Consider the following 16,012-nt stretch of genomic DNA (forward strand, 5'->3'; position numbering starts at 1 on the left):
TCATTCACAATTAGTAGTTTATAACTGTTTTTTATCCTTGTCAACAGGAAATTGATAATGATTATCATTGACAGTCGATAAAGACAAGAATAGACTTAAATAGGAACGTTTATTTAAAGAAAGGTTTATACATATGACAGAACTTTTAAGTACCAATTTGAAAAAGTGGATCGGACTTATTACCGGTATACTGCTGGTCGTTTTTTTCATTGGATGCAGTATCGTATATGGTTATACAAGTGTAAATTGGGGGATGGTGGTTGATTCCTTCACTCAATTCGATGGATCGAATGCCCATATCATCATACAGGAAAGTCGCGTACCGCGGGCGCTCATCGGTGCTGCAGTCGGTGCAAGCCTTGCGATAGCGGGTGCTTTAATGCAAGGGATCACGAGGAACCCGTTAGCATCTCCAAGTATTTTCGGAATCAATGCAGGGGCAGGGTTTTTCATCGTCCTTGCAGTCACGTTCTTTTCCATTTCATCAATTCATCAATTTGCATGGATTGCGTTCTTTGGATCTATGGTGACTTCGTTGATTGTATACTTCCTCGGCTCATTAGGAAGGGACGGCCTTACACCGGTAAAACTAACGCTAGCCGGAGCGGCAATGGCAGCAATGTTTGCTTCATTAACCCAGGGTATGCTGGCACTTGATGAAAAAGCGTTAGAAGAGGTCTTGTTTTGGCTTACAGGATCCATTGAAGGACGGAAGCTCGGTATACTGACTGCCATGCTGCCGTATCTCATCATCGGATGGCTCGGTTCTCTGTTGATCACTGGGCAGATGAACACCCTTTCCATGGGGGACGATGTTGCAGCAGGGCTCGGCCAGAATACAGCCCTTGTTAAAATCAGTGCAGCGGTTGTGATCGTCTTACTTGCTGGTTCTGCAGTAGCGATTGCAGGGCCGATCGGTTTCATCGGGATTGTCATTCCTCATATCGCCAGGGGGCTTGTAGGAATCGACTACAGATGGATCATTCCATACAGCGGTTTGCTCGGCGCAATCTTATTATTGCTTGCTGATATCGGAGCAAGGTACATCATCATGCCGAAGGAAGTTCCTGTCGGTGTCATGACGGCACTCATCGGCACCCCATTCTTCATCTATATAGCTAGAAGGGGGTTGAATAGACTATGAAAAAATACCAACCCTTACGTATGAAATGGTTCTCATTTTTAGTAGATAAAAAAGCGGTCCTTTACATCATGCTGTTGGCTGTTTTTACTTTAGCCTTATTGATTATCAGTGTAAGCATGGGTCAAATGAAGATCCATCCAATTGAAGTGGTGAAGACCCTGCTCGGTATGGGGGAGTCGATGAATGAACTCGTCATCAAATCCTTCCGGCTGCCGCGTATCGTATTAGCCTTGGTAGCTGGAATGGCTTTAGCCGTCTCGGGTGCCATCCTACAGGGGATCATCCGTAATCCACTGGCTTCACCGGACATCATCGGCATAACAGGCGGAGCATCATTGGCTGCGGTCACATTTCTGACAATCTTCAGCGGCCGTGGGACGGAGGTAACGGTAAGCATCCATTGGATGCCATTTGCTGCATTCATCGGTGCCTCAGTGCTTGGCCTTTTGGTATACATTCTATCGTGGAAGAATGGTGTCAATCCGGTAAGGCTCGTTCTGATTGGAATCGGCCTTGCAGCAGCTATGCAGGCACTTACGAATATGATGATCTTATTCGGTCCATTGTATTTGGCGACACAGGCTCAAATCTGGATAACAGGTAGTGTGAATGGGGCCAACTGGAACCAGGTCAAGACACTTACACCATGGGTGCTCCTCTTCCTGTTATTTGTCTGGATGTATGCACGCAGGCTGAACGTGCAAGAACTAGGGGAAGACCTGGCTCGAGGTTTCGGAAGTGTTGTACAAAAAGACCGACTCGTTCTCTTGCTCTTCAGTACTGCTCTTGCTGGAGGTGCAGTAGCATTTGTAGGTGGTGTCGGCTTCGTAGGTTTGATGGCACCGCACATTGCTCGTAAGCTGGTAGGATCTTCTTTCGGTGCGTTGATTCCAGCTGCAGCGTTAGTGGGGGCGTTACTCGTAATGGGAGCGGATCTCATCGCCAGAACAGCTTTTGCACCATTAGAAGTGCCGGCCGGGGTTTTCACCGCTGCATTAGGGGCACCATACTTCATTTACTTGCTATACCGATCAAAAAACCAGTGACATGATTCTGCCGACTCAAAATGATCCCCAGCCTGCGCCAAAGGCAGGGCTGGGATATTAACATATATAAAATCCTAAATGGACTATAATCCGTTCTTTATGACAAAACAGGGTGATTAGAAAAATTTGTGGACTTCTGTCCGTTATTTGTGAAAAATACAGCTGTTTTTCATTGGTTTTCACCAAATAAGGCCTCTAATGTCCTCGTAATTTTTATAATAAAGGAGTTTTTAATCAAAAAAAGCCCCTGGTATCTGTTTAGGATTTCGGAGCAAAAAAAGCTGTCCCTCACATGTAATCACATGGGGACAGCTCTTCTTTTTCGCTTGAATCAGATTTTCACGCTGATTTCAGCGTCTTTCTTCAATTCTTTCACTTTTTGAGCTACTTTTTCTTGTTTTTGTTGTTGCTGAAGCTGTTGTTTAAGCTGATCTTTCACTTCTTCATACTTAGGAGCTTGATCACCTTGAGCCTCTTTCATCTGATCATAGTGCTTCTTCAATTCTTCCTCTGATACTTCATCAGCTGGAATTTCTTTTTCTACATAAGTCTCATACTGGATTTGATCCGCGATCTGTTCTTTCAATTGGTCTTCAGTGAGCTTGTTCGTCTTCAATGCTTCTTCAAATTTCTTTTCGTCATCAAATTGTCCCTTGATTTCGTCGATCTGCTTGTTCACATCTTCTTCAGAAGCTTCATAGCCTTTGGCTTTAGCCTCTTGGACGATCACTTCAAAATCTACAAGGCCGTTGACAACTTGCTCTTTCAATTGTTCAGCGACTTCTTTGGAGGTAGGATCTTGTCCCATCTGCTGATACTGCATTTGCATTTGACCTAATGCCCGGTTGTAGTCGATACCTTTGATTTCTTCATCATTAACTTGCGCCACGACTTTATCTTCATCAACCTGTTGTTCTTCCATCTTTTTTTGCATTTCTTCCATTTGTTCCGTTTGTTCCGTTTGTTCTTTATCTTTATTATTTTGTTGTCCATCTTTATTTTTTTCGTCACCTTTACTCTCTTCATTACCGCCACATGCTGCTAGAGCCAGGGCAAACAGGGCAACCAAAGCTGTATACATGATTTTTCGCAAGGAAATTTCCCCTTTCAGGATAGTTGATATTCCTCATTTGAAAGCTGAGGTAACTTTTGATCCCTTTATTCTACAATCTTCGAAAAGGACAAAGCTTTTTAGTTCCATATGGTAGATTTTACAAAAAGAAAAATCTTATACCAATTAGTCATCCATTTGGTCCCCTATATTAGTACATATTCCGAGAAAAGTAAAATCAAAAGAGGTTGTTTTTTTTGAATAGTAGCGGAAAGGCCCGTCAGTTTAACAAATAATTTATTTCTCGTCAATCCATTGAACAAGGGATATTCACTGTTACATTTTTAGGTGTTACAAAAGTGAACTTACATATAATCCACTTTCAAGATTGTCCTCAAAATTTCTTCGAATTTCTTTCTGAAAATGTGTTGACATTCCTTTCGAAATAAAGTAACTTAGTATCAATTGATAGTGAATAAACATACATTAAAATAAATAAAAATACACAACAGGGAGTGGAACGCAATGAGCAAAGAGAAAGTAGTATTAGCGTATTCAGGTGGGTTGGATACATCTGTATCAATCAAATGGATTCAAGAAAAATACGGTTATGACGTAATTGCACTCGGATTGGATGTAGGGGAAGGGAAAGACTTAGAAACAATCAAGAACAAAGCACTGAGCGTAGGTGCAATCAAATCGATCGTAGTTGATGCGAAGGAGTTGCTTGCAAAGGAATATCTGTTGCCGGCATTGAAATCAAATTGCCTGTATGAGGGAAAGTATCCATTATCTTCGGCTTTATCCCGTCCTCTTATTTCGAAGTTATTGGTGGAAGTTGCTGAACAGGAAGGTGCGATAGCAGTTGCCCACGGTTGTACAGGGAAAGGAAATGACCAGGTTCGATTTGAAGTTTCCATCCAGGCTCTGAATCCAGACTTGCAAGTGATTGCGCCAGTACGTGAATGGGGAATGACAAGGGACGAAGAAATTCAATATGCAGCAGAAAAAGGTATCCCGATCCCGGTCAACCTCGACAATCCTTTTTCAATCGATGCAAATATCTGGGGCCGTGCTTGTGAAGCCGGGGTGTTGGAAGATCCATGGGCAGAAGCGCCAGAGAATGCGTATGCATGGACCAATCCGATCGAATTGACCCCAGATGAACCGGAATATCTTGAAATCGATTTTGAAGAAGGTATACCAGTTTCTCTTAATGGTAAAAAGACACCGATCGTCGAGTTGATCGAAACATTGAACGAAATTGGTGGAAAGCATGGATATGGACGAATCGATCATATTGAAAATCGTCTTGTCGGAATCAAATCGCGTGAAGTATATGAAAATCCTGCAGCGTTATTATTGATTCAGGCGCACAAAGAGTTGGAATTCCTTACGCTCCCTCGAGAGGTCACCCAATTCAAGCCTCAGATTGAACAACAGATGGCGAAGCTTGTGTATGAGGGATTATGGTATTCACCTTTACGTTCCGCATTGGATGCCTTTATAAATGAAACGCAAAAATTTGTGAGTGGAACAATTAAAATCAAACTTCATAAAGGAAACGCGACAGTTGTGGGACGTAAGTCAAACCACAGTTTATATAATGAACAGCTTGCGACCTACTCTAAAGGCGATCTCTTCGATCATAATGCAGCTGTCGGCTTTATCAAATTATGGGGGATGTCAACAAAAGTGCATGCAGAAGTGAATAACAAACCGAACCTTAAGGTATACAGCAAGGAGAAAACCTATGTCTAAGCTTTGGGGGGGACGTTTTACGAAAGATACGAATGAGCTTGTTGAAGAATTCACAGCCTCCATTGAATTCGACCAACTGCTTGCATTAGAAGATATCCAGGGCAGTCTCGCCCATGTCCAGATGCTTTCTGAGTGCGACATCATCACACAGGAGGAAGCAGATAAGATCAAGGGCGGACTCCAAACCCTAAAGAAGAAAATCGAGAATGATGAGCTTGAATATGCAGTTGAACATGAGGATATCCATATGAACATCGAAAAGCACTTGATTGATGAAATCGGCAGCGTCGGTGGAAAACTGCATACTGGACGAAGCCGGAATGATCAGGTTGCTACAGATATGCATTTATACTTGAAGAAGAAGACGACAGAACTGATCCAATCAGTCGAAATGGTCCAACAATCGATATTGGAACAATCCAAAGCTAATGTGGATACGATTTTACCGGGGTATACGCATTTACAGCGTGCCCAGCCGATTTCCTTTGCTCATCATCTGATGGCTTATTTCTGGATGTTTGAAAGAGATAAGGAACGACTGATCGACAGCTTGAAAAGGGTGAACGTCCTTCCACTTGGAGCGGGAGCTTTGGCTGGTACGACATTCTCCATCAATCGGGAAAGGGTCGCTGAAATTTTGGAGTTCGATGCCATTTATCCAAACAGTATGGATGCGGTAAGCGATCGTGACTTCATATTAGAGTTTCTATCGATCGCATCAATCCTCATGACACATATTTCCCGTTTATCTGAAGAAATGGTGATCTGGTCCAGCCAGGAATTCAGGTTCATTGAATTGGATGATTCGTTCTGTACCGGTTCAAGCATCATGCCGCAAAAGAAAAATCCAGACGTTCCTGAGCTCCTGCGGGCAAAAACAGGTCGGACCTATGGAAATCTCATAGGATTGTTGACCGTCCTGAAAGGCTTACCATTAGCGTATAACAAAGATATGCAGGAAGATAAGGAAGGGATGTTCGATACGGTCAAGACATTGGACGGTTCCTTGAAACTGTTAGCGCCGATGATCAAAACGATGACGGTGAACAAAGGAGCTATGAAAAAAGCTGTGAAGGAAGACTATTCCAATGCAACTGATTTGGCAGATTACCTTGTCACGAAAGGATTGCCATTCCGAGAGGCACACGCCATCATCGGACAGATCGTCCTACATGCTATCCAAGAGCATAAATATCTCTTAGATCTCAAGCTGGATGTCTATAAACAATTCAGTCCTTTATTCGAGGACGATATCTATGATGTTCTAGCACCCGAAAATGTTGTGGCAGCCAGAAGCAGTACTGGTGGAACGGCTCAAGCAGAAGTCAGAAAACAGATCGAGCTCGCTGAATCAAAACTTAAAAGCATTGAAAAGGTATAAAAGGAGGGTTGGCCCATGAGTGTTTCATCAGGACCAACCCTTTTTCTATTCTATCTATTCCATCGGCATAAAATCTGAAAAAATGCGACAAGAATCAAAAAACCACGATAAACGCACATTAACTCTCAATTATATGGTGTACGGAGAAATCAAAAAGATGATCATCAATGTATGGAACAAGGCGAAATATCCAAACTCCTGATAGAAGTTCCAATGATTTTTCCTTACCAGGTGGGTGAAGAACCAGCTTAATAGGACAAGTACGATCGGAACGATGATTGAATACATTTGAAATGATAAGTAAATCGGCGAGTAAGCTTCAAACACCGGTGTGAAGAACCGTTGCAGCAAGAAATATTGAAATATGGTGAATAAACCGATTGCACTGTATCGGACCCAGCTTCGGCGCTGTTCGATCGCATCTTCATTCCAGAAGGTGACACAGAACAGGAATATAAGAGTCGGAGCAAGCCACATGACGGCTACTAACAAAAGAATCAATCCGTAAGGCAATTTCGCTATACCGCTGTAAAACCCATTTACCCAATCTGAAACTTGGAAGGTTTCCGCTTTTTCGATCAGGAATGGGTTATCAGAAACGGCTATGATTTTTGAATCCTTTCCTCTAGTATCGAGCCAGAATATTTCACCTTCATCTACATAGACATGGTTTTTCGACACAGAGGTTGAAGTACTGATATGATTTGCGATCCATTTACCATCCTTTTGTATTGCTCGATAAACGTTCCAGCTTTCAATCTTCGGTTTGATCATGCTTCTTATTGATAAAAATAATTCCGGCCCTCTTTCCGTCATTACTAGGTCTAAATTTTCGATTACTCGTTGTCTGCTTTTCGTAAATGTATCATAGACTTTAATTTCCTCAAATGAAGGTTGTTCATGAGGGGTACTGAACAGGTTATAATGCCCTCTGACAATGATCGTCCCTTCATAAGGTTGGGCGGTTTGATAGATGAGATGAATTCCATCCTCATTTTCTGCGATATCAATGTTTTTTACATTTTCCCCACTAATTGAATCAATATCGAATTCCTCGATCTTTTGAGCGTCACCTTTATTGGTTTTATATACAGAAACCTCTGTAGTATACTGTTCCTTTTTATTGATTACAGCAAAAAGCCCTTTTTGTTCACTTACAAAGAGTTTAGTAACAGGAGCACTTGTTTGTAAGAGCTGCCTCGAAGAATTATTGGTTGGGTCAATCATATAAACTCTATCATCTTTCCAATAGTAGAGATTTTCAGTCGATGCTTTAAACCCTTCTATCTTATTGTCTACCGTCTGTTTGTCTTCTCCATCAAAATAGACCAGCTCTTGATCTTCAAGGTAGTAGGCTTGGCCTTGATTTGCCCAAATAGAAGCATTCAAATCCAGTTGAACAGGCAGTGATTCTTTGTTTGTCACTTCAAGATTTTCGTTGACTTGAAGATTTGTCAGCTTGCCATTTTCATTAAAGTGGATATCATATCCGTCCCCAACTTTTTTTGCAGTCAACACTTTTCCTTTAGCTCCATCCGCAACTTCTGTATTACGGCTAAAGCCATTAGGTGTCAGGTCCCTCTCTTTCGTCGCGTGGTGAAACGTCAGCAATCCGATCAAAAGGATAAGAAGGAACGCCGGTAAATAAATGGTACGTTTTCTTTTTATATGCCGAACCACTAAATCCCCCCCTTTGGATGTTCCAAAATATGTATGTGTTTGATTATCGTATCATACGGGTTATGAGAATAATAGTTTCATTTTTACCAAAATTTTACCGGGTGTGAAAGGGGATCGCGGATTGAAGAAGAAAGTTTAAGAAGTGAAAGAAAGGCACTTAATGAAAAATATATCGCACTCTTGGATATCATTTTTTATGTCGTATTCCCATTAATTATGTGGCATTATGACAGGGATATCTGATAGGTGAATATAATGCAATGCTTGTATCCTCTGTACCAGGGATCATCTACAGCATCTACCGATTTCTCGATTCTAACTGTAATCGGATTTGTTTACATATCAAAAATTACTGCAAGAAGAAAAAGCGTTCAGGGAAATGATCGGTAACTCCCGACATTGCCAACCCTTTGAAAAAAGGAACGAAATGGATAGAGAGAGGTTATTTGAATGGGCAACCTAGTCATGTTAAGCAATATTGATGAACACCTTGATCAAGAATTAGAGTACAGAATTCGACATATTGTTTCAAAAAAGGGATTTATACTTGGGTATATCCCATCCCAATACGATCCGACAAAATTTTACTTTAATCGCATGAAACCGCATTTAGACAGATTCGGGTTCAAAAAGTACCTTTATTTTGATATTGATGAAGAATATACACCCCAGAACTTAGAAAAATTATCGCAGTGCGATGCGATCTACTTATCTGGCGGGAATACGTATTATTTTCTGAAGAACCTCCGATCGAGAAATATGCTTTCCTTCTTGAGGGATTATATGGGGAAAGGTGGATTGTTGATTGGTGTGAGTGCTGGCGCAATGATGATATCCCCGACGATTTCCGTTGCACAATTTTTAGATCCGAACGAGGTAGGATTATCCGACCTTAATGCCTTGGATCTGGCGTCGATACATTTTTTACCGCAGAGTGACAGGATCTCTAATGGAAAAGATGTAAAAAGCTTCGCAGATCAATCCCTTATACCCCTTTTTATGTAATGATAAAGCGGGAATCGTTATCGAAAACGAAAAAATGAGATGTTATGGAAACGTAAAAAGGGCTGGCCAAATCTGAGGCCGGTCCTTTTATAATACTCGATTACACATTGAATAGTCCACGATTGACCTGATTAAGATGAAACAATATACTAATATTCAAAAGAACGTTTGAATGAAAAGCATAGAGGTGAAAAAATGACGAAGATTGATGTTTGTAAAGTGACCTGTGTTCATGAAGAAAAAGTGGATCGGATAAAGGCTGACATAGAAGGAAAAGATACAATGTCAGCAGCGAAAATATTCAAAGCATTAGCAGATGATACGAGAATCAAAATCGCTTATACGTTATCGATAGAAGAGGAATTATGTGTATGTGATGTATCCAGTATCGTTGATTGTACTGTTGCAACCGCCTCTCATCACCTGCGTTTGCTCCGGAATATGGGGCTTGCAAAATATCGGAAAGCGGGAAAGCTCGTTTATTACTCTCTGGATGATGATCATGTTAGAGAGATCATCCAGACAGCATTCTCCCACTTGGAGGAGGGGAAACATCTTGAAACAAGCTAGAGTTAATGACACAGAACAGCATGTTTATCGGATTTCTGGTTTCACCTGAGCGAACTGTGCAAAAAAGTTCGAAACGAACGTAAAACGCCTGGATGGTGTTTTGGATGCAAAAGTGAATTTTACAGCCTCGAAGGTTACGGTTACAGGGAATGCGGAAATTCATGAGATTGAAAAAGCAGGTGCTTTCGAAAACTTGAAAGTCCGCCCAGATCACTTGAGAGACGAAGAGAGTAAAGAACCGGTCTGGAAATACCATTGGAATGTTTTTATTTCTGCTTTTTTAATGTTGACCGGTTGGATGATCAGTTTAGTAAATGTAGACGAATCGATTCTTTCTAACGGTTTTTATGCCGGTGCGATCATTTTAGGAGGTTATGGATTATTCCAAACCGGCTTAAAGAACTTGATGCGGCTTGAATTCGATATGAGGACACTCATGACTATCGCCATCATTGGTGCAGCTTTGATCGGGGAATGGGGAGAAGGGGCCATGGTCGTTATTTTATTCGCGATCAGTGAAATCCTTGAAACGTATTCAATGGATAAAGCGCGACAGTCGATCCGTGGGTTGATGGAAATTGCCCCAAAAGAAGCAACTGTCCGTCGGAACGCTATTGAAATGACGATTCCAGTCGATGAGGTTCAAGTAGGAGATACAATGTTGGTTTTGCCCGGTCAAAAGCTTGCGATGGACGGAATTGTCCTTAAAGGGTCATCTTACGTAAATCAATCTGCGATAACTGGGGAATCTGTTCCTGTCCATCTATCTGTCGGAGATGAAGCTTTTACAGGTACCTTGAACGAAGATGGATATCTAGAAGTTGAAGTAACGAAACGGGTAGAGGACACAACGTTAGCAAAAATCATCCACCTCGTAGAAGAAGCACAAGAAGAGCGTGCCCCCTCCCAATCGTTTGTCGATCGATTCGCAAAATACTATACTCCTGCCATTATTTTAGCAGCGATTGGAGTGGCCATTATTCCACCAATGTTGGGCGCAGCCTGGAGTGAATGGATCTACCAGGGGCTTGCTGTTCTTGTTGTCGGTTGCCCTTGCGCACTGGTGATCTCCACTCCGGTATCCATCGTCACAGCCGTAGGGAATGCTGCTCGAAACGGCGTTTTAGTCAAAGGCGGCGTTTACTTGGAAGAAGCGGGTAAATTGAAATCCATCGCTTTTGATAAAACGGGTACTTTGACTAAGGGTATACCCGAAGTTACGGACATATTCAGTTTGTCTGATTACACAGAGGCTGAAATTATACAGATTGCAGCTTCTCTAGAAAACCGTTCACAACACCCTATAGCCTCAGCTATCCTTAAAAAAGCTGAACAAATTGGGGGAGGAAAACCTTCAGATGATGTTGAGAACTTTCAATCGATTACGGGTAAGGGTATAAAAGGAGAAATCAATAAGACTGTTTTCTACGCTGGGAGCCTTTCATTATTTACCGATGAATTGCAATTGAAGCCAAAAGATGAAACCAACGATATTGTTAATCGTCTGCGAAATGATGGAAAAACGGTTTTAGCAATCGGAACCGAGGAGGATCTGATCGCAATGATTGCCGTAGCCGACACGATTAGAGAGGAAAGTTCTGATGTTGTGAAGGCCCTCCATGATATGAATATCAAAAATACGATCATGCTTACAGGTGACCATCAGCTGACAGCAAAAAGTATCGCAAATAAAATGAAAATTTCAACGGTAAAAGCTGAATTGTTACCAGAAGAGAAATTAAGCTACATTAAAGAGTATGGACAGCGTTATGGAAAAGTAGCGATGGTCGGTGATGGTGTGAACGATGCTCCTGCACTTGCAGCCTCCACAGTAGGGATTGCAATGGGAGGTGCGGGGACCGATACGGCAATCGAAACAGCGGATATCGCCCTGATGGGTGATGACCTGCGAAAGCTTCCTTATACAATAAAGTTAAGCCGAAAAACCCTTGCCATCATTAAACAAAATATCGCTTTTTCCCTCGGCATTAAGCTGTTGGCACTATTGCTTGTCGTCCCAGGCTGGTTGACACTATGGATCGCGATTTTTGCTGATATGGGCGCAACACTTCTTGTGACACTGAATGGGCTTAGACTTCTGCGGGTAAAAGAATAACAATAGAAAGGAACTGGCTGTTTAAGATAAGCCAGTTCTTTTTCTTATAGAACCATATAGGGTAAAATAGGGATAGGTTTTTTAAAAGTAGATTCGAATATCCGGTGGTTAACCGTCCTAAAAACGCACCTATTATACGGGCGGAAGAAAAAGATGAAGCCAAAAGAAGGGGCTGGCTGACGGGGATTGTACCTCATGATTTGCATACATTCCAGAAATGTTGTAATATACCACCAAGGGTATTATTAGACTAAATATAAGGGGGTCGAGCCTCATGGAATATACAGATCAAATGAAAAATCGCGTAAAGCGTATTGAAGGACAAGTCCGCGGAGTCCTTAAAATGATGGAAGATGAAAAGGACTGTAAAGATATCGTGACACAAATGTCTGCAATACGAAGTGCGTTGGACCGTACAATCGGCCTGGTTGTCGGTACGAACCTTGAACAATGTGTCAGAGAGCAATTGGACAAAGGTGAAGACACGGATGAACTCATTAAAGAAGCGGTCAATCTGCTAGTAAAAAGCAGATAAATCGTCAGGTGTTGACATTGGATTGAATGCATAGTATTATACCACCATGGGTATAAAGCAACACCTTTTTATTTTTACAAAATATAATACCTATACGGGTATATGTATAAACATTTTAAGGAGGAAGTAACGATGACAGAAGTAAGGAAAGATAAGACTACAATCGTACTGTTCAGTGGTGATCTGGATAAAGCTATAGCAGCGTACATCATTGCGAATGGCGCAGCAGCGTATGATCATGAGGTGACAATTTTCCACACATTCTGGGGATTGAACGCACTCCGTAAAGATGAACAGGTCCTAGTGAAAAAAGGTATGCTTGAAAAAATGTTCGGATGGATGATGCCGCGTGGAGCAAACAAGCTCGGCTTATCTAAAATGAACATGGCTGGCATGGGACCGAAAATGATCAAGCATGTCATGAAGAAACACAATGCAATGTCACTGCCAGAATTAGTGGAAATGGCTCAAGAGCAAGGGGTAAATCTCGTCGCATGTACGATGACGATGGATTTGTTAGGTCTGCAAAAAGAAGAATTGCTGGATGATATCAATTATGCCGGTGTTGCAGCTTATCTGGGAGAAGCAAACGAAGGAAAAGTCAATTTGTTCATTTAATTTTGCCTAAAAATATACCCCTATAGGTATTAATGGGGAAAGGACTTAAATTTAAAAACCTTGAAGGAGGCTCCACACATGATGAAAACAGACAAAGTATTAGATGCTAAAGGGCTTGCGTGTCCTATGCCAATCGTGAAGACCAAAAAGACGATCGGTGAAATCGAAGCTGGTCAGGTTCTTGAAGTTCAGGCGACTGATAAAGGATCTACTGCAGATATCGCAAGCTGGGCAAAATCAGCTGGCCATCAATATCTTGGGACAAAAGATGAAGAAGATGTACTAAAGCATTACCTCCGTAAAGCAAGCCCAGAGGAAGCAAAGGAGGAAACAATCTATCCGAATGTTATCCGTAATGACGAGTTGAAATCAAAGCTTGATGAAGGAGGAACTGTACTGGATGTACGAGAGCCGGCGGAGTATGCATTCAACCGCATCCCAGGAGCTGTATCGATTCCTTTAGGTGAGTTGGAAAGACGTCTGGATGAACTGGATAGGGACGATGACATCTATGTCGTCTGCAGAACTGGAAACCGAAGTGATAGAGCATCCCAATTATTGGCTGACAAAGGTTTTTCTAAAGTGAAGAACGTGGTCCCTGGGATGTCCCATTGGGACGGCCCTACTGAAAAAGAAGACTAGAACCACTGACTTGTTAAATGGGAGGGAAATCAGAAATGGCTTTAAAAGAAATGACAGCAAAAGAAATCACCCGAAAAGTATTAAAAAATGAAAAGCTCTTTATTCTGGATGTTCGAAACGAAAGTGATTTCGGTGATTGGAAAATTGAAGGTGACGCTGTCGAAACCATCAATATGCCATACTTCGAATTGCTCGAAGGAGTGGATCCTGTGATGGATCAGCTGCCGAAAAACCAAGAAGTATTGGTCGTATGTGCGAAAGAGGGGTCTTCCAAGTTCGTAGGTGAACAATTGGTCGAAGCAGGTTTGGAGGATGTGTTTTATCTAGAAGGTGGCATGAAGTCCTGGAGTGAGCATCTTGAACCTGTAAAGATCGGTGATCTAAGAGACGGAGGTACCATCTATCAGTTCGTACGGATTGGAAAAGGGTGTCTATCTTACTTGATCGAGTCTGATGGAGAAGCCATGATCATTGACAGTAACCGTATGACAGAGCCTTATGAAACGTTTGTAAAAGAAAAAGGGTTGAAAGTGAAGCATATTGCTGATACCCACCTTCATGCGGATCACATATCTGGTGGACGTAGGCTCGGAGAAATATTTGATGCAGATTACTACCTGCCTCCAAAAGATGCACAAAAAGTAACCTTTGAATACAACAAGCTTGAAGAAGGCAACGATTTGACAGTTGGGAATACAACGGTACAGATCCAACCTATCTATTCACCAGGCCATACGATCGGAAGTACGTCATTCATTGTTGATGATCAATATCTGTTGACTGGTGACATTCTCTTTGTTAAATCCATTGGACGTCCAGACCTTGCTGGTAAAGCAGAAGACTGGGTAGGAGATCTAAGGGAGACATTGTACAGCAAATATAAAAAGCTTTCTGACGATCTGATGATACTGCCGGCTCACTTCTCGAAAGTTGAAGAGCTTGGTAAGGATGGTTCAGTGAAAGCGAACCTAGGAGATCTTTATAAGAAAAATTCAGGGTTGAACATTGAAGATGAAAGGGAATTCCGAAAGGTTGTGACGGAAAATTTACCTCCTCAACCCAATTCATACCTGGAAATCCGTAAAACGAATATGGGTAAAATCAGTCCAGAAACTGATGAACAACGTGAAATGGAAATCGGTCCTAACCGTTGTGCAGTCGAAGGATAATAATTAATTTTCATTAAGCGAAATTTGTGAGACTCCTGCGGGAAAGCGAGCCAGGCAAGACCCCACAGTGAGGGACGAGCGAGGAGGCTTGCGGATCGCCCGCGGAAAGGGAGTGAATTTTCGTTGGTAAATATAAAAAAATCAGGAGGTATTATAAATGAATTCAGATAAAGTACTAGATGCAAAAGGTTTGGCATGTCCAATGCCTATTGTCAAAACAAAAAAAGCGATGGACGAAATCGATTCTGGTCAAGTTCTTGAAATCCATGCGACAGATAAAGGTTCGAAAAGCGACCTGACTGCCTGGGTAAAATCAGGCGGACACGAATTGCTTCAAGATGCAGAAGAAGATGGTGTCTTCAAGTTCTGGATCAAGAAAGCGTAAAGAGAAACGGGAAGGCTCAGTACGGGAAGGATGGGTAATATGCTGCCGATGCATTCCCTTAATATGAGCCTTCTTTTTATAAAGGAGGAAAGAAATCATGGATATTGCCTTTATCATCACGATATTCTCAATCGGGTTTGTCGGCTCATTTGTTTCCGGAATGGTTGGAATCGGCGGATCCATCATCAAATATCCAATGCTCTTATATATTCCATCATTATTGGGATTTGCCGCATTCACGTCTCATGAAGTCTCAGGAATCAGTGCCGTGCAGGTGTTCTTCGCCACAATCGGAGGGGTTTGGGCTTACCGTAAAGGCGGGTATTTGAACAAAGCACTCATCATTTATATGGGTATCAGCATTCTGATGGGTAGCTTCATTGGTTCGTATGGATCAAGATTCCTATCTGAAGGTGGAATCAACATCACTTACGGTATCCTCGCAACAATCGCTGCTTTCATGATGTTTATCCCGAAAAAAGGACTCGATGAGCAGGCGCTGGAACTCGTGAAGTTCAACAAATGGTTTGCTGCAATTCTTGCTTTGATTGTTGGAATTGGTGCGGGGATTGTTGGTGCGGCCGGTGCATTCATACTTGTTCCGATTATGCTAGTCGTTTTGAAAATCCCGACGAGAATGACGATTGCAACCTCACTTGCAATCACCTTCATTTCATCAATTGGTTCGACGATCGGAAAAATATCAACCGGACAAGTTCTATTAGTTCCTGCCATCGTCATGGTTATCGCTAGTTTAATCGCTTCCCCATTAGGTGCCAAGACAGGGCAGAGGGTCAATACAAAAATTCTTCAATGGATTTTAGCAATTTTGATCGTCGCAACATCCATCAAAATCTGGCTCGATATATTAAGTTGATTTTGTGTTTCAATTTAGAGTTCAAAGCCGAA

The 16,012-nt window shown here is 42.0% G+C and carries 15 protein-coding genes; 13 read left to right on the forward strand and 2 right to left on the reverse strand.

From position 1 onward, the window contains the following. Positions 1 to 133: 133 nt before the first annotated feature. Together ACJROX_RS01270 and ACJROX_RS01275 are read left to right on the forward strand one after the other, a co-directional pair. Positions 134 to 1,144: a FecCD family ABC transporter permease gene (locus ACJROX_RS01270; protein ID WP_408009002.1), complete on the forward strand. Its 1,011-nt coding sequence runs from the start codon at positions 134 to 136 to the stop codon at positions 1,142 to 1,144. Next, positions 1,141 to 2,190: a FecCD family ABC transporter permease gene (locus ACJROX_RS01275; RefSeq protein WP_408009003.1), complete on the forward strand. Its 1,050-nt coding sequence runs from the start codon at positions 1,141 to 1,143 to the stop codon at positions 2,188 to 2,190. Before ACJROX_RS01270 ends, ACJROX_RS01275 begins: the two co-directional genes overlap by 4 nt. A 331-nt stretch (positions 2,191 to 2,521) precedes the next feature. On the opposite strand, the gene ACJROX_RS01280 is transcribed toward ACJROX_RS01275, so the two are convergent. Next, positions 2,522 to 3,283, reverse strand: a complete 762-nt coding sequence (locus tag ACJROX_RS01280; RefSeq protein ID WP_408009004.1) for a SurA N-terminal domain-containing protein — start codon at positions 3,281 to 3,283, stop codon at positions 2,522 to 2,524. A gap of 483 nt (positions 3,284 to 3,766) precedes the next feature. Here ACJROX_RS01280 and ACJROX_RS01285 point away from each other — a divergent pair, with 483 nt between their 5' ends. Both ACJROX_RS01285 and argH read left to right on the forward strand, forming a co-directional pair. Continuing rightward, positions 3,767 to 5,002 (forward strand): argininosuccinate synthase, encoded by a 1,236-nt coding sequence (locus ACJROX_RS01285; protein WP_408009005.1) that lies wholly within the window; start codon positions 3,767 to 3,769, stop codon positions 5,000 to 5,002. Next, the gene (gene argH / locus ACJROX_RS01290; RefSeq protein WP_408009006.1) at positions 4,995 to 6,383 is read left to right on the forward strand and encodes an argininosuccinate lyase; all 1,389 of its coding nucleotides are present in this window, start codon (positions 4,995 to 4,997) and stop codon (positions 6,381 to 6,383) included. The genes ACJROX_RS01285 and argH overlap by 8 nt, the downstream gene beginning before the upstream one ends. A 129-nt stretch (positions 6,384 to 6,512) precedes the next feature. Here argH and ACJROX_RS01295 read toward each other — a convergent pair whose 3' ends face one another. Beyond that, complete coding sequence (locus ACJROX_RS01295; protein WP_408009007.1) at positions 6,513 to 8,063, reverse strand: hypothetical protein; 1,551 nt, start codon at positions 8,061 to 8,063, stop codon at positions 6,513 to 6,515. 450 nt (positions 8,064 to 8,513) lie between these two features. Here ACJROX_RS01295 and ACJROX_RS01300 point away from each other — a divergent pair, with 450 nt between their 5' ends. The 9 genes from ACJROX_RS01300 (at position 8,514) to ACJROX_RS01340 (ending at position 15,980) form a co-directional block, all read left to right on the forward strand. Further along, positions 8,514 to 9,068 carry a Type 1 glutamine amidotransferase-like domain-containing protein gene (locus ACJROX_RS01300; RefSeq protein ID WP_408009008.1) on the forward strand — a complete coding sequence of 185 codons (555 nt, stop codon included), beginning with the start codon at positions 8,514 to 8,516 and terminating at the stop codon, positions 9,066 to 9,068. A 195-nt stretch (positions 9,069 to 9,263) separates the two neighbouring features. Continuing rightward, a complete protein-coding gene (locus tag ACJROX_RS01305; RefSeq protein ID WP_408009009.1) occupies positions 9,264 to 9,638 on the forward strand; it encodes an ArsR/SmtB family transcription factor in 375 nt (124 codons plus the stop codon). Next, a complete protein-coding gene (locus tag ACJROX_RS01310; protein ID WP_408009010.1) occupies positions 9,625 to 11,754 on the forward strand; it encodes a heavy metal translocating P-type ATPase in 2,130 nt (709 codons plus the stop codon). The genes ACJROX_RS01305 and ACJROX_RS01310 overlap by 14 nt, the downstream gene beginning before the upstream one ends. A 274-nt stretch (positions 11,755 to 12,028) precedes the next feature. Further along, positions 12,029 to 12,289, forward strand: a complete 261-nt coding sequence (locus tag ACJROX_RS01315) for a metal-sensitive transcriptional regulator (RefSeq protein ID WP_408009011.1) — start codon at positions 12,029 to 12,031, stop codon at positions 12,287 to 12,289. A gap of 132 nt (positions 12,290 to 12,421) precedes the next feature. Next, on the forward strand, positions 12,422 to 12,907 hold the full coding sequence (locus ACJROX_RS01320; protein ID WP_408009012.1) for a DsrE/DsrF/DrsH-like family protein: 486 nt from the start codon (positions 12,422 to 12,424) through the stop codon (positions 12,905 to 12,907). 78 nt (positions 12,908 to 12,985) lie between these two features. Then, positions 12,986 to 13,549 (forward strand): sulfurtransferase TusA family protein, encoded by a 564-nt coding sequence (locus tag ACJROX_RS01325; RefSeq protein ID WP_408009013.1) that lies wholly within the window; start codon positions 12,986 to 12,988, stop codon positions 13,547 to 13,549. 35 nt (positions 13,550 to 13,584) lie between these two features. Continuing rightward, on the forward strand, positions 13,585 to 14,718 hold the full coding sequence (locus ACJROX_RS01330) for an MBL fold metallo-hydrolase (RefSeq protein WP_408009015.1): 1,134 nt from the start codon (positions 13,585 to 13,587) through the stop codon (positions 14,716 to 14,718). 157 nt (positions 14,719 to 14,875) lie between these two features. Then, positions 14,876 to 15,103: a sulfurtransferase TusA family protein gene (locus tag ACJROX_RS01335; protein WP_408009016.1), complete on the forward strand. Its 228-nt coding sequence runs from the start codon at positions 14,876 to 14,878 to the stop codon at positions 15,101 to 15,103. Positions 15,104 to 15,200: 97 nt separating this feature from the next. Further along, positions 15,201 to 15,980 (forward strand): sulfite exporter TauE/SafE family protein, encoded by a 780-nt coding sequence (locus ACJROX_RS01340; RefSeq protein ID WP_408009017.1) that lies wholly within the window; start codon positions 15,201 to 15,203, stop codon positions 15,978 to 15,980. The last annotated feature ends 32 nt before the right edge of the window (positions 15,981 to 16,012 follow it).

Origin of the sequence: Pseudalkalibacillus sp. A8 (assembly GCF_045920555.1) — a bacterium.
GTDB lineage: Bacteria > Bacillota > Bacilli > Bacillales > Fictibacillaceae > Pseudalkalibacillus.

Coding starts and splice junctions, on each gene's coding strand:
- ACJROX_RS01270 (WP_408009002.1), top strand. CDS start 134: ATGACAGAACTTTTAAGTACCAATTTGAAAAAGTGGATCGGACTTATT.
- ACJROX_RS01275 (WP_408009003.1), top strand. CDS start 1,141: ATGAAAAAATACCAACCCTTACGTATGAAATGGTTCTCATTTTTAGTA.
- ACJROX_RS01285 (WP_408009005.1), top strand. CDS start 3,767: ATGAGCAAAGAGAAAGTAGTATTAGCGTATTCAGGTGGGTTGGATACA.
- argH (WP_408009006.1), top strand. CDS start 4,995: ATGTCTAAGCTTTGGGGGGGACGTTTTACGAAAGATACGAATGAGCTT.
- ACJROX_RS01300 (WP_408009008.1), top strand. CDS start 8,514: ATGGGCAACCTAGTCATGTTAAGCAATATTGATGAACACCTTGATCAA.
- ACJROX_RS01305 (WP_408009009.1), top strand. CDS start 9,264: ATGACGAAGATTGATGTTTGTAAAGTGACCTGTGTTCATGAAGAAAAA.
- ACJROX_RS01315 (WP_408009011.1), top strand. CDS start 12,029: ATGGAATATACAGATCAAATGAAAAATCGCGTAAAGCGTATTGAAGGA.
- ACJROX_RS01320 (WP_408009012.1), top strand. CDS start 12,422: ATGACAGAAGTAAGGAAAGATAAGACTACAATCGTACTGTTCAGTGGT.
- ACJROX_RS01325 (WP_408009013.1), top strand. CDS start 12,986: ATGATGAAAACAGACAAAGTATTAGATGCTAAAGGGCTTGCGTGTCCT.
- ACJROX_RS01330 (WP_408009015.1), top strand. CDS start 13,585: ATGGCTTTAAAAGAAATGACAGCAAAAGAAATCACCCGAAAAGTATTA.
- ACJROX_RS01335 (WP_408009016.1), top strand. CDS start 14,876: ATGAATTCAGATAAAGTACTAGATGCAAAAGGTTTGGCATGTCCAATG.
- ACJROX_RS01340 (WP_408009017.1), top strand. CDS start 15,201: ATGGATATTGCCTTTATCATCACGATATTCTCAATCGGGTTTGTCGGC.